The organism is Streptomyces sp. NPDC002784 (assembly GCF_053592135.1).
In genome coordinates, this window is sequence record NZ_JBSFVD010000007.1 from 124,499 (window position 1) to 137,217 (window position 12,719).

Here is a 12,719-nt window from a genome sequence, read left to right on the forward strand (position 1 = left end):
CGGAAGGGGCCCCTCCCCCCGCGGGAGGGGCCCCTTCCGCATGTCCCGCTAGGCTCATCGCCATGTCACGCATCGACGGCCGCACCCCCGAACAGCTCCGCCCCGTCACCATCGAACGCGGCTGGAGCAAGCACGCCGAGGGCTCCGTCCTCGTCTCCTTCGGCGACACCAAGGTCTTCTGCACCGCCTCCGTCACCGAAGGCGTCCCGCGCTGGCGCAAGGGCAGCGGCGAGGGCTGGGTCACCGCCGAGTACTCCATGCTGCCCCGCGCCACCAACACCCGCGGCGACCGCGAATCCGTCCGCGGCAAGATCGGCGGCCGCACGCACGAGATCAGCCGCCTCATCGGCCGCTCCCTGCGCGCGGTGATCGACTACAAGGCGCTGGGCGAGAACACCATCGTCCTGGACTGCGACGTCCTCCAGGCCGACGGCGGCACCCGCACCGCGGCCATCACCGGCGCCTACGTGGCCCTCGCCGACGCCGTGGCATGGGCCCAGGGCAAGAAGCTGATCAAGGCCGGCCGCAAGCCCCTGACCGGAACCGTCGCGGCGGTCTCGGTGGGCATCGTCGGCGGCGTCCCGCTCCTCGACCTCCGCTACGAGGAGGACGTGAAGGCCGAGACCGACATGAACGTCGTCTGCACCGGCGACGGCCGCTTCGTCGAGGTCCAGGGCACCGCGGAGGCACAGCCCTTCGACCGCGCCGAGCTCAACTCCCTGCTGGACCTGGCGGTCCTGGGCTGCACCGAACTCGCTGTCCTGCAGCGCAAGGCCCTTGATACCGTCCTCGAAAAGTAAAGGACGCACCAAGCAGGGCGTCCGGCACGGGCAACCACGCCGACCGCCCCCGCGTCACTAGGGGTACGGGCGCACGACACACCGTCGTGCGTCCGGCCAGGCACGGGGGCCTGTGGAAGGCCTGAGCACGGGAGGACACCAGCATGGGCGCGAGCCGACGCAGACGGAGCCGTATCGCCATGGTCGCCGCGGTGGCGGCGGTCGGGCTGACCACCGGACTGACCACCGGCTGCGACGCCGTCAGCAAGGCCCTGGACTGCGTCCAGACCGCCGAGGCCGTCGCCGACAGCGTGACCGACCTCCAGCAGGCCGTCGAGAGCGCGGCGAACGACCCGACGCAGGTCGACGAGTCCCTCGACTCCATCGACCAGAACCTCAACGACATCGGCGACAAGACCGACAACGCCGACGTCGACAAGGCCGTCGACGACCTCGCCGCCGCGGTCGACAACGTCCGTACGGCCATCAACAACGGCGACGAGACCCCCGACCTCACCCCGGTCACCGACGCGGCCGGCGAACTGACCAAGGTCTGCACACCCTGATACTGGGGGCATGACCCGCCTGATCCTCGCCACGCGCAACGCCGGAAAGATCACCGAGCTGAAGGCCATCCTCGCCGACGCAGGTCTGCCCCACGACCTCGTCGGCGCGGACGCCTTCCCGGACATTCCGGATGTCAAGGAAACAGGAGTGACGTTCGCCGAGAACGCCCTCCTCAAGGCCCACGCCCTGGCGCAGGCCACCGGCCTGCCCGCGGTGGCCGACGACTCCGGCCTCTGCGTCGACGTCCTGAACGGCGCCCCGGGCATCTTCTCCGCCCGCTGGGCCGGCCGCCACGGGGACGACCGGGCCAACCTGGAGCTGCTGCTGGCCCAGCTGTCCGACATCGCCGACGAACACCGGGGCGCCCACTTCGCGTGCGCGGCGGCGCTGGCGCTGCCGGACGGGCGGGAGCGGGTGGTGGAAGGCCGGCTGAAGGGCGTCCTGCGGCACACCCCGACCGGCACGAACGGCTTCGGCTACGACCCGATCCTCCAGCCGGAGGGCGAGACCCGCACGTGCGCGGAACTGACCCCGGAGGAGAAGAACGCGATCAGCCACCGGGGGAAGGCGTTCCGGGGCCTGGTGCCCGTCGTACGCGAGTTGCTCGGTTAGGGACCGGTGCGGCCGGAGGGACTCGAACCCTCACGGGAGTTACCCCACTGGGACCTAAACCCAGCGTGACTGCCAATTCCACCACGGCCGCCGGAGACTGCCCGGCCATGCTACTGGCCGGGCAGTGCGGTCAGACGCCCAGGTCCTTGATGATCTTGGCCACGTGGCCCGTCGCCCGGACGTTGTACAGGGCCCGTTCGACCTTGCCCTCCTCGTCCACGACGATCGTGGAGCGGATGACGCCCAGGTACGTCTTGCCGTAGTTCTTCTTCTCGCCGTAGGCGCCGTAGGACTCGGTGACCGACTTCTCCGGGTCTGCCAGGAGCGTCACCTTCAACGACTCCTTGTCGCGGAACTTCGCCAGCTTCTCCGGGGAGTCGGGGGAGATGCCGATGACGTCGTAGCCGGCTCCGGCCAGGACGTCGAGGTTGTCGGTGAAGTCGCAGGCCTGCTTGGTGCAGCCGGGAGTCAGGGCCGCCGGGTAGAAGTAGACGATCACCTTGCGTCCCTCGTGGTCCGACAAGGAGATCTCGTTGCCGTCGGCGTCGGGGAGGGTGAAGGCGGGGGCCACGTCCCCGGGCTGGAGTCGCTCGCTCATCTCGCTAGCGTAACCGGGGGTCCTGACAGTGCGATGGCCCGGAGAGCTGACAGACTGTCCGGAACAGTATCAGCGGACTTCGGAGGCCGTACGGTGGCGGAAACGTCGGACACGAGAACCCCGGCGCAGATCGAGGCGGACATCAGGCGCCGCCGCGAAGTGCTGGCCGAAACGCTCGACGAGATCGGGGTTCGGGTCCACCCGAAGACCATCGTCGGGGATGCCAAGGCCAAGGTGGTCTCCAACATCGACCACACCCTCGGGCGGGCCTATGTCCAGGCCAACCGGGTCGTCAGTGACGTCAAGGCGCAGTTCGTCGACGAGGAGGGCGCGCCCCGGCTGGAGCGGGTGGTGCCGGTCGCGGTGCTGCTCGTCGGCGTCGTGGGCCTGCTCGCCGTCGGCACCCGGCGCCGCAAGCGCTGACCCGGCGGCGTACGGAGGCGGTGAAGGCAGGTAGGTTCGAGGCGTGAGCGCCAACAGAAACGACACCCCCCATGACGACAAGCTGCCCATCCGGATGCTGCACGACCGTGTGCTCGTGCGGCAGGACACCAGCGAGGGCGAGCGGCGTTCCGGTGGCGGGATCCTGATTCCGGCCACCGCGGCGGTCGGCCGTCGGCTGGCCTGGGCCGAGGTCGTCGCGGTGGGTCAGAACGTACGGACGGTGGAGCCGGGTGACCGGGTCCTGTTCGACCCGGAGGACCGGGCCGAGGTGGAGGTGCGGGGCATCGCCTATGTGCTGATGCGCGAGCGCGATCTGCACGCGGTGGCCGCCGACCGGTTCGAGGGGTCGGAGGACTCGACGGGTCTGTACCTGTAGTTACGCAGGTGAAAGGGGCCGGTGACCATCGTCACCGGCCCCTTTCACCGTTCCTTTGCTAGCTTGGAAGGCAACCCCGACGAGACGCGCCGTACCGGGCCAAGGAAAAGACGACGCACCGACGTCCGTCCGTTTCCGTCTCCCGGAGGTTTCCCCATGGCCTGGGTTCTGCTCGTCGTCGCCGGTCTGCTCGAGGTCGGCTGGTCGGTCGGGATGAAGTACACCGACGGGTTCACCCGTCTCGTGCCCAGCCTGTTCACCGGCGCCGGCATCGTCGCCAGCATGCTGCTGCTGTCCTACGCGGCCCGTTCCCTGCCCATCGGCACCGCCTACGGCGTGTGGGTCGGTATCGGGGCGGCCGGTGCGGCGGTGGTCGGCATGGTGGCGCTGGGTGAGCCGGCGACCGCCGCCCGGATCTTCTTCGTCTGTCTGCTGCTGGTCGCCGTGGTGGGGCTCAAGGCGACCAGCGGGCACTGATCAGTCGCTGCGCCGGGGCCAGTACATCGCGCCTGCCGTCGTCCCGTCGGTGGTGCCGCCGTCCGCCGTACCGCCCTCGGTCGGGTCACCGGTGGTGCCGCCGTCCGCGGTGCCGCCGGTCGTGGTGTCGTCGCCGGTGGTGCCGCCGTCCGTCGTCCCCCCGTCGGTGGTCGTCCCGCCGTCGGTCGTCCCGCCGCCGGTGGTCGTGCCGCCCCCGGTGGTCGGGGTACCGCCGGTGGTCGTCCCGCCCGTGGTGCCGCCGGTCGTCGGCGTCTCGCCGCCCGGTGTCGGGCCGTCGCTCTCCGTCCCGTCCGTGGTCGGATCGCCGGACGGCTCCGCGGGCGGCGGCTGGACGGCGTCGGCGCCGTCCTGGAGCTCCAGGTCGAAGTCGGTGACCGGCTCGCCCTTCAGGGCGTCCTTGGTGAACTGCGCCCAGATCTCCGTGGGCGCCCCGCCGCCGTTGACGCGGGGCAGGCCCATCACGTTGTAGAGCGACTTGTGCTCGGCGGTGACCGGGTCCTGGCCCATCACGGCGACGACGGTGGCGAGTTCGGGTGTGTAGCCGGCGAACCAGGCGGCCCGGTCCTCCTCCGCGGTGCCGGTCTTGCCGGCGGCCGGCCGGCCCGCGGCCTGGGCGGCGGTGGCGGTGCCGGACTCGACGACGCTCTGCAGCACCGAGGTGGTGGTGTCGGCGGCCTGCCGGCTGACGGCCTGCGAGGTCTTGCGCTCGGGCAGGTCGATGACGTCGGCGCCGTCCTTGGTGATCCGCTCGATCATGGTGTACGTGCCGTGCTTGCCGTGGTTGGCGAGCGTGGCGTAGGCCTCGGCCATGTCGAGGACGCTGGCGGTGGCGGTGCCGAGCGCGATCGACGGGTAGGGCTCCAGGTCGGGGGTGCCCTCGGGCAGGCCGAGGTCGATCGCGGTCTGCTCGATCTTCTCGGGGCCGACGTCCACGGCCATCTGCGCGTACACCGAGTTCACCGACTTGTCGGTGGCCTCGCGGACGCTGATGTCGCCGTAGGAGACGTAATCCTCGTTCTCCGGGGCGTAGGTCTCGCCGGTCCAGCCCTCGACGGGGCGCTCGTTGGTGCCGTCGTAGACGGTGTAGGGGGTGATGGGCCGGCCGTCCTGGGTGGTGGAGCCGTTCTCGACGGCCGAGGTGAACACGAACGGCTTGAAGGTGGAGCCGACCTGGAAGTCGCGGCGGGTGGCGTTGGGGGTGTACTGCTTGACGTAGTCGATGCCGTTGTACATCGCGACGACCTTGCCCGTCCTGGGGTCGACGGAGGCGCCGCCCGCGCGGACGTAGGAGTCGACCTTGCGGGCCTTGGGGTCGAGCTTGTCCATCAGCTGCTCGTCGACGGCCTTGACGAAGGCGTCCTGCTTGGCCTTGTCCAGGGTGGTGGTGATGCGGTAGCCGCCGGCGTTGAGCTCGTCCTCGCCGACGATCCGGTTGGCGATGAGGTAGTCCGTGACGATCCGCACGAGGTAACCGCGCTGCCCGGAGAGGCTGGTGGAGACCGTGGCCTCCTTGGGCATCGGGAACTTCAGGCCCGCCCGCTCGGACGCGCCGAGCCAGCCCTCCTTGACCATGCCGTCCAGGACGTAGGTCCAGCGGGCCTGCGCCGCCGCCTTGTTCTCGGGGTGGGCGACGACGTCGAACTCGCTGGGCGCGTTGAGCAGGGCGGCCAGGTAGGCGCCCTGGGCGGCGGTGAGTTCGGCGGCGTCGACGCCGTAGTAGGCATGGGCGGCGGCCTGGACGCCGTAGGCGTTGCGGCCGAAGTAGCTGGTGTTGAGGTATCCCTCGAGGATCTGGTCCTTGGACTCGGTGCGGTCCAGCTTGACCGAGATGAAGAACTCCTTCACCTTGCGGGTGACGGTCTGCTCCTGGGCCAGGTAGTAGTTCTTCACGTACTGCTGGGTGATCGTGGAGCCGGACTGCTTGCCCTTGCCGGTGGCGGTGTTCCAGCCGGCCCGCAGCATGGCCTTGGGGTCGATCGCGGACTCGCTGTAGAAGTCGCGGTCCTCGGCGGCCAGTACGGCGTTGCGGGCGTCCTTGGAGATCTGCGCGAGGTTGACGTTCTCCCGGTTGACCTCGCCGTCGCGGGCGAGCTGGGTGCCGTCGGCGTACAGGAAGATGTTGCTCTGCTTGATGGCGAGCGCGTTGGCCGGCGGGATCTTGACCAGGGAGTAGCCGAGGAAGAACAGGCCGGCCAGCAGCAGTACGCCGACGACGAACGTCCCGAGCACCATCCGCCAGGTCGGGATCAGCCGGCGCCAGCCGGTGCGCTTGGGCCGCTTGGGCCGCTCGGTCGGCTGGTCTTGCTGCGGCTGTGGCTCGTCGCTCATCTCGTGCACGGACTCCTGTTTCGCGTTGTACGTTCCCGTACGACCTCGTACGCGTTCTGCGCCCCCTGTTGAAGACTCTCGCACCAAGGGTTCCGTTCCCTGATCGCGGCACGCTTCGGCACCGGAAAATGCGTGGCGTGCGTCACCACCTGCGCACTAGGCTCCTGCGCTTTGGTGTGCGGCGGGCCGAGGAGGGCTGAGGCTGTGGGTTCCGGACGGTTGTACGCGGCCGTCGCGGCGGGGGGATTCAGACGGTACGCGACCTATCGGGCGGCCACCGCGGCCGGGGTGTTCACCAACACGGTCTTCGGGATCATCCTGGTGTACACCTACCTGGCGCTGTGGGACGAGAGACCCCACCTCGGGGGGTACGACCAGACCCAGGCCGTCACCTACGCGTGGCTCGGTCAGGCCCTGTACTCGACTCTGGCGATCCAGGGCGGCGGCGCGGAGAAGGACCTGATGGCGCGGATCCGCACCGGGGAGATCGCGGTCGATCTGTACCGGCCCGCCGATCTTCAACTGTGGTGGCTGGCGAGCGACTTGGGCCGGTCGGTGTTCCAGTTGCTGGGCCGCGGGGTGATCCCGTTCGCCTTCGGTGCGCTGTTCTTCCCGATGGCGCTGCCGGGGGACGTCACCACCTGGGCGGCCTTCCTGGCCGCGGTGGTGCTGGCGATGATCGTGAGCTTCGGGATCCGCTATCTCGCGGCGCTGATGATGTTCTGGCTCATGGACGACCGGGGCATCACCCAGACCATGATGATCGCCGGGATCTTCTGCTCCGGCATGACGCTGCCGCTGAACGCCTTCCCGGACCCGTTCGGGGACATCGTGCAGGCGCTGCCGTGGGCGGCGCAGCTGCAGATGCCGGCGGATGTGCTGATGGGGGAGGTCTCGCCCTGGTCCGCGTACGCCTTCCAGGCCGGCTGGGCGGTGGTGCTGCTGGCGGCGGGGAGGCTGCTGCAGTCGGCGGCGACGCGGCGGGTGGTGGTGCAGGGTGGCTGAGGCGTCCCGGATGGGGGAGGGGCTGCGGGCCTACGGGCTGATCGCCGGGATGTGGATCCGCGCGACGATGACCTACCGCACCTCCTTCGCGCTCACGGTGGTGGGGAATCTGCTGATCACGGGGCTGGACTTCGCCGCGATCCTGCTGATGTTCTCGCAGGTCGACTCGCTCGGCGGCTGGACGCTGCCCGAGGTGGCCCTGCTGTACGGGCTGTCGGCGACCGCGTTCGGCTTCGCCGATCTGCTGCTCGGCTCGATGGACGTGCTGGGCGGCCGGATCCGGGACGGTTCCTTCGACACGCTGCTGGTGCGGCCGGCGCCGGTGCTCGCCCAGGTCGGCGCGGACCGGTTCGCGCTGCGCCGGCTGGGCCGGATCACCCAGGGCCTGCTGGTGCTGGGGTGGGCGCTGGCGGCCGTCGACGTGGAGTGGACGGCGGCGAAGGTGCTGCTGGTGCCGGTGATGGTGGTCTGCGGGGCGGTGATCTTCGGGTCGCTGTTCGTGGCGGGGGCGGCCTTCCAGTTCGTGGCGCAGGACGCGGCCGAGGTGCAGAACGCGTTCACCTACGGCGGGGGCACGCTGCTGCAGTATCCGCCGACGGTGTTCGGGACGGATCTGGTGCGCGGGGTGACCTTTGTGCTGCCGCTCGCCTTCGTCAACTGGGTACCGGCGTCCTATGTGCTGGGGCGGCCCTATCCGCTGGGGCTGCCGGAGTGGGCCGCGTTCGCGCCGCCGCTGGTGGCGGGCGGGTTCGGGGTGCTGGCGGGCTGGGCCTGGCGGGCGGGGCTTCGGGCGTATCGGAGTACGGGGAGTTGAGGGTGCGTGTTCATTGAGGTGGACGGTGTCGAGAAGGTCTTCGACGTGCGCAGGAAGACCGGGTTCCTGAAACGGGAGCGGCGCCAGGTGCGGGCGGTGGACTCGGTCTCCTTCACGGTGGCGCGGGGTGAGATGGTCGGGTACATCGGGCCGAACGGCGCGGGCAAGTCGACGACGATCAAGATGCTGACGGGGATCCTGACGCCGAGCGGAGGCCGGCTGCGGGTCGCCGGCGTCGATCCGTCCCGTGAGCGCAGGCGCCTGGCGCACCGCATCGGCGTGGTCTTCGGGCAGCGCACCACCCTGTGGTGGGACCTGCCGCTGATCGACTCCTACCGGCTGATGCACCGCATGTACCGCATCCCGGACGGCCGTTACCGGGAGAACCTCGACCGCTGCGTGGAACTGCTGGAGCTGGGCGGGCTGTTGGAGGTGCCGGTGCGGCAGCTGTCGCTGGGGCAGCGGATGCGCGGGGACATCGCGGCGGCGCTGCTGCACGACCCCGAGGTGCTGTACCTGGACGAGCCGACGATCGGCCTGGACGTGATCTCCAAGGCGAAGGTCCGCGGTTTCCTGCGGGAGTTGAACGGGGAGCGCGGCACGACGGTGCTGCTGACCACGCACGACCTCCAGGACATCGAGCAGCTCTGCTCGCGGGTGATGGTCATCGACCACGGGCGCATGGTCTACGACGGGGCGCTCGCCGGGCTGCACGAGGTGGGCGGGAGCGAGCGGACCCTGGTGGTCGACCTGGAGCGGGAGCTGCCGCCGATCGAGGTGGGCCCGGCGGCGCGGGTGGTGCGGGTGGAGGGGCCGCGGCAGTGGCTGGCGTTCGCGGCGGGGGAGTCGGCGGCGGGACTGGTGGCGCGGGTCGCGGCGGAGTATCCGCTGGTGGACCTGTCGGTGCGGGAGCCGGACATCGAGGCGGTGATCGCCCGGATGTACGCGGAACGGGCCGGTGCGTAGTGCCGGGCCGGTGGAACTCGTAGGCTGCTGCCATGACCGACGACCTCCCGGAGCTGAGAGCATCCGACGCCGATCGTGAGCGAGTCGCCGAGGTCCTGCGGGACGCCCTGGCCGAGGGGCGGCTCGACATGGAGGAGTTCGAGGAGCGGCTGGACGCCACGTACAGGGCACGGACGTACGGGGAGCTGACGCCGATCACCCGGGACCTGCCGGTGTCGCCTGCCGTGAACATGGTGAAGGCCCCGGTCGGCGACGGCAGTTGGGCCGGGCGGATCGTCGGCGGCGAGGGCTCGTCGACGTGGGGCGTGGCGGTGATGTCCGGGTTCGAGCGCAAGGGCCGCTGGACCGTGCCGCGCCGCTTCACCGGCTTCGCCTTCTGGGGCGGCGGGGAACTGGACCTGCGCGAGGCGGACTTCGCGGACCGCGAGGTCGTGATCAACTGCGTGGCGATCATGGGCGGCATCAATGTGATCGTGCCGCCGGGCGTCGAGGTCGTGGTGCGCGGCATCGGCGTCATGGGCGGCTTCGACCATCGCGAGGAGGGCGTACCGGGGGATCCCGGGGCCCCTCGGGTGATCGTGACCGGGTTCGCCTTCTGGGGCGGGGTCGGGGTGGAGCGCAAGGCCACGAAGGCGGAGCGGCAGCGGCTGCGGGAGGAACGCCGCCGCGAGAAGCTGGATCGGAAGGCGCCGCGGCGGGGGCTGGAGGGGCACGGGTTCCATGGGCGCGGGTCCTCGGACGACTCCTGACCACGGCCCGTGCCGCGTGCGTCACAGCTTCGCCGGGGCCGAGCCCTTCAGGTCCTTGAGGTCGAGGGCCTCCGCCATGCGGGCGTAGCCCAGGTCGCTGGGGTGGAGGCGGTCGCCGGAGTCGTACTCGGGGCGCAGCTTGCGGGGGTTGTACGGGTCGCGCAGGGCCTCGTCGAAGTCGGCCACCGCGTCGAAGACGGTGCCGGCCCGGATCTCCGCGTTGATCTGCCGGCGGACCGCTTCCCGCTCGTCGGTGTAGCCCCGGTGGCCCTGGAACGGCATCAGCGTCGCGCCGATCACCTTCAGACCGCGGGCGTGCGCCTGGCCGACCATGGTGCGCAGCCCGTCGAGGATCAGGTCCGGGTCGGCCAGTCGCGGGTTGCGCAGGATGTCGTTGACGCCGAGCGCGATGACGACGACCTTGACGTTGGTGCGGTTCAGGACGTCGCGGGTGAAGCGGTCCAGGCCGCTGGGGTTGTCCGCGGGCCGGCCGAGTCCGCCGACCAGGATCTGGTTGCCGCTGATCCCCTGGTTCACCACGCTGTAGCGGGGCACGTTCTCCCCGGCCGCCACCGCCGCGCGCAGCCGCTGCGAAAGGACGTCCGTCCAGCGGCGGTTGGCACCGGAGGTGGAGGTGATCCCGTCGGTGAGGGAGTCGCCGATCACGACCACGGTGCCGTCGGCGTCCTTGCTGAGCACGTCCAGCGCGGTGAGATAGCGCCAGTAGCCGACCTCTTCCGTGTACGCCGTGCCGGTGACGTCCTCGGTCCGGTCGCCCTGGGCGACGTAGGAGGTCTGGCGCGCGTGCGGGTGGTAGGTGACCGGGCCGGAGCGGGTGGGGGAGTAGGTCGTGACCAGGACGTCGGTGTTCGCGGGGACGCTCACCCGGACCGCGTCGCTCATCACCTGCCCGCCCGTCGGGATCACGACCGTGGTGTTGCCGCCGAAGGTGAGCCGCCGCATGGACTGCGTCACCGCGGCGGGCGTGCCGGAGCCCGCGGCGACGGCGACCGACGCGTGCGTGATCGTCAGCGGGGACTGGCCGTAGAGATTGGACAGCGTGACGCGGGCACTCGTACCTCCGACGCCGGTGTGGACGACGTTGCGGACGGAGCGGCCCGCCATGCCGTCCGTCTCGGTGCCCGGCTCGGCGGCGGCCGGGGAGGTCGACCAGGTGCCCACCCAGGTGCCGGTGGAGACCGGCGCGGCGGGATTGCGCGGGGTGTTCCCGCTGGCCAGGGTGGACTGGTGGTTGCTGCCGTCGTCGGCGGTGACTCCGACGTAGATCGCCGCGGACAGCCCCAGGACGAGGGCGACGATGGCGGAAAGCAGGGCATAACCGTGGTGCCTGGTCATGCGGTGCGGTCTCCTCGGACGAATGGGAGCCCGAGGCTCCGATGTGATCACCTCATGATGCGTCATGAGGATGGGGGGAGATGAACAGACCCCCCATTGGGCCGTGGAGTTCCCCAGTGTGCTCCCCCCACGGGACAGACGCCGGGAACTCTCGTTTCGTTCCAGGAGTCGGTCATGAAGGGACAATATGTAGGGGCATCGCGAACGGGTGGAGTGGATGGAACGATCGAAAACGGGCGAAACGGAGTCTTCGGACGTGAAGGAGCATGCCCGGCGGGACACACCGGCCAACCCTGCCGGCGCCGCCGCCTCGGCCGTCCGCGCGATGACCACCTTCAGCGCCGCCGACGAGGAGAAGCAGCGCGGCGTACGCCGGATGAAGCTCACCGCGGTCGGCCTGCTGCTCTTCGTGGCCCTGGTGTACGTCCTCGCCAAATGGGCGCAGAACTCCGGGGCCGGCGCCTGGACCGGCTATGTCGCCGCCGCCGCCGAGGCCGGCATGGTCGGCGCGCTGGCCGACTGGTTCGCGGTCACCGCCCTGTTCCGCCACCCCCTCGGCATCCCCATCCCGCACACCGCGATCATCCCCACCAAGAAGGACCAGCTCGGCGTCTCCCTGGGCGAGTTCGTCGGCGAGAACTTCCTCTCCGAGGACGTCGTACGGCAGCGGCTGCGCGCCGTCGGCATCGGCAGCCGGCTCGGCGCCTGGCTGGCCGATCCCGAGCACGCCGACCGGGTGACGGCGGAGCTGTCGGCGGCGCTCAGGGGCGCGCTGACGGTGCTGCGGGACTCGGACGTGCAGGCGGTGGTCGGGGAGGCGATCACCCGGCGGGCCGACGCGCAGGAGATCGGCCCCGGCATCGGCAAGATGCTGGAGAAGGTGGTGGCCGACGGCGGCCACCGGCGGGTCGTCGACCTCGTGGTCTCCCGGGCGCACGACTGGCTGATCCTGCACGACGAGCAGGTCATGGACGCCGTCCAGGGCGGGGCGCCCGGCTGGACCCCCCGCTTCGTCGACAAGCGGGTCGGCGAGCGCGTCTACAAGGAGCTGCTGCGGTTCGTCACCGAGATGCGGGACATGCCCTCCCACCCGGCCCGCGGCGCCCTCGACCGCTTCCTGGCCGACTTCGCCTCCGACCTCCAGTCCGACACCGACACCCGGGCCCGCGTGGAGCGGCTCAAGGGCGAGGTCCTCGGCCGGGGCGAGGTGCAGGACCTGATCGCGTCCGCCTGGACGGCCGTACGCTCCATGATCGTCTCGGCGGCGGAGGACGAGCGCAGCGAACTGCGGCTGCGGATCCGGGCCTCGCTGCTGTCGCTGGGCGCCCGGATGGCCGTAGAGCCGAAGCTGCAGGGCAAGGTCGACAGCTGGGTGGAGGGCGCGGCGGTCTACGTCGTCACGACCTACCGCAAGGAGATCACCTCCCTGATCACGGACACCGTGGCGGGCTGGGACGCCGAGCACACGACGCGGAAGATCGAGGCGAACATCGGCCGCGACCTCCAGTTCATCCGGATCAACGGCACGGTCGTCGGCTCGCTGGCCGGACTGGTCATCTACACGGTGTCCCGGGCGCTCGGAGCGTAAGTCCTCGCAGGCGGGGGCACCCGACACGGGTTCCACGCG

14 protein-coding genes, 1 tRNA gene and 1 riboswitch are annotated in these 12,719 nt (G+C 70.6%); of the genes, 11 read left to right on the top strand and 4 right to left on the bottom strand.

All coding sequences use genetic code 11. The features are described from left to right. The first annotated feature begins 62 nt into the window (after positions 1–62). The 3 genes from rph (at position 63) to rdgB (ending at position 1,958) form a co-directional block, all read left to right on the top strand. A complete protein-coding gene (gene rph, locus ACWD1Z_RS16040; protein WP_451119091.1) occupies positions 63–800 on the top strand; it encodes a ribonuclease PH in 738 nt (245 codons plus the stop codon). A gap of 143 nt (positions 801–943) precedes the next feature. Further along, on the top strand, positions 944–1,345 hold the full coding sequence (locus ACWD1Z_RS16045) for a hypothetical protein (RefSeq protein ID WP_451119092.1): 402 nt from the start codon (positions 944–946) through the stop codon (positions 1,343–1,345). A gap of 10 nt (positions 1,346–1,355) precedes the next feature. Beyond that, positions 1,356–1,958 (top strand): RdgB/HAM1 family non-canonical purine NTP pyrophosphatase, encoded by a 603-nt coding sequence (gene rdgB, locus ACWD1Z_RS16050; protein WP_451119094.1) that lies wholly within the window; start codon positions 1,356–1,358, stop codon positions 1,956–1,958. A 7-nt stretch (positions 1,959–1,965) separates the two neighbouring features. Here the strand turns inward: rdgB and ACWD1Z_RS16055 are convergent. Next, a tRNA-Leu gene (locus ACWD1Z_RS16055) sits at positions 1,966–2,049 on the bottom strand. A 39-nt stretch (positions 2,050–2,088) separates the two neighbouring features. Then, entirely contained in the window at positions 2,089–2,556 is a 468-nt protein-coding gene (bcp, locus tag ACWD1Z_RS16060) for a thioredoxin-dependent thiol peroxidase (RefSeq protein ID WP_451119095.1), read from the bottom strand. 93 nt (positions 2,557–2,649) lie between these two features. On the opposite strand from bcp, the gene ACWD1Z_RS16065 reads away from it, so the two are divergent. The 3 genes from ACWD1Z_RS16065 to ACWD1Z_RS16075 all read left to right on the top strand — a co-directional run bounded on the left by ACWD1Z_RS16065 (position 2,650) and on the right by ACWD1Z_RS16075 (position 3,853). After that, the gene (locus ACWD1Z_RS16065) at positions 2,650–2,979 is read left to right on the top strand and encodes a DUF3618 domain-containing protein (protein WP_451119097.1); all 330 of its coding nucleotides are present in this window, start codon (positions 2,650–2,652) and stop codon (positions 2,977–2,979) included. Positions 2,980–3,022: 43 nt separating this feature from the next. Then, a complete protein-coding gene (locus tag ACWD1Z_RS16070; protein ID WP_250076311.1) occupies positions 3,023–3,376 on the top strand; it encodes a GroES family chaperonin in 354 nt (117 codons plus the stop codon). 56 nt (positions 3,377–3,432) lie between these two features. After that, a riboswitch (guanidine-III (ykkC-III) riboswitch) is annotated at positions 3,433–3,496 on the top strand. A gap of 36 nt (positions 3,497–3,532) precedes the next feature. Further along, complete coding sequence (locus ACWD1Z_RS16075) at positions 3,533–3,853, top strand: DMT family transporter (RefSeq protein ID WP_389415763.1); 321 nt, start codon at positions 3,533–3,535, stop codon at positions 3,851–3,853. Here ACWD1Z_RS16075 and ACWD1Z_RS16080 read toward each other — a convergent pair whose 3' ends face one another. Continuing rightward, positions 3,854–6,202 (bottom strand): transglycosylase domain-containing protein, encoded by a 2,349-nt coding sequence (locus ACWD1Z_RS16080; protein WP_451119099.1) that lies wholly within the window; start codon positions 6,200–6,202, stop codon positions 3,854–3,856. It lies immediately after the preceding gene. 204 nt (positions 6,203–6,406) lie between these two features. Here ACWD1Z_RS16080 and ACWD1Z_RS16085 point away from each other — a divergent pair, with 204 nt between their 5' ends. From ACWD1Z_RS16085 to ACWD1Z_RS16100, 4 genes are read left to right on the top strand one after another with little or no spacing between them, the layout of a single operon-like run. Then, entirely contained in the window at positions 6,407–7,207 is an 801-nt protein-coding gene (locus ACWD1Z_RS16085; RefSeq protein ID WP_451119100.1) for an ABC transporter permease, read from the top strand. After that, the gene (locus ACWD1Z_RS16090; RefSeq protein WP_451119101.1) at positions 7,200–8,021 is read left to right on the top strand and encodes an ABC transporter permease; all 822 of its coding nucleotides are present in this window, start codon (positions 7,200–7,202) and stop codon (positions 8,019–8,021) included. The genes ACWD1Z_RS16085 and ACWD1Z_RS16090 overlap by 8 nt, the downstream gene beginning before the upstream one ends. 6 nt (positions 8,022–8,027) lie before the next feature. Next, positions 8,028–8,987 (top strand): ABC transporter ATP-binding protein, encoded by a 960-nt coding sequence (locus ACWD1Z_RS16095; RefSeq protein ID WP_451119102.1) that lies wholly within the window; start codon positions 8,028–8,030, stop codon positions 8,985–8,987. Positions 8,988–9,019: 32 nt separating this feature from the next. Continuing rightward, the gene (locus tag ACWD1Z_RS16100; protein WP_451119104.1) at positions 9,020–9,736 is read left to right on the top strand and encodes a DUF1707 SHOCT-like domain-containing protein; all 717 of its coding nucleotides are present in this window, start codon (positions 9,020–9,022) and stop codon (positions 9,734–9,736) included. Positions 9,737–9,757: 21 nt separating this feature from the next. On the opposite strand, the gene ACWD1Z_RS16105 is transcribed toward ACWD1Z_RS16100, so the two are convergent. Then, a complete protein-coding gene (locus ACWD1Z_RS16105) occupies positions 9,758–11,092 on the bottom strand; it encodes an SGNH/GDSL hydrolase family protein (protein WP_451119106.1) in 1,335 nt (444 codons plus the stop codon). Between the two features lie 217 nt (positions 11,093–11,309). Between ACWD1Z_RS16105 and ACWD1Z_RS16110 the strand changes: the two genes are divergently transcribed. Continuing rightward, positions 11,310–12,680, top strand: coding sequence for a DUF445 domain-containing protein (locus tag ACWD1Z_RS16110; RefSeq protein WP_451119108.1), 1,371 nt, complete (start codon positions 11,310–11,312; stop codon positions 12,678–12,680). The last annotated feature ends 39 nt before the right edge of the window (positions 12,681–12,719 follow it).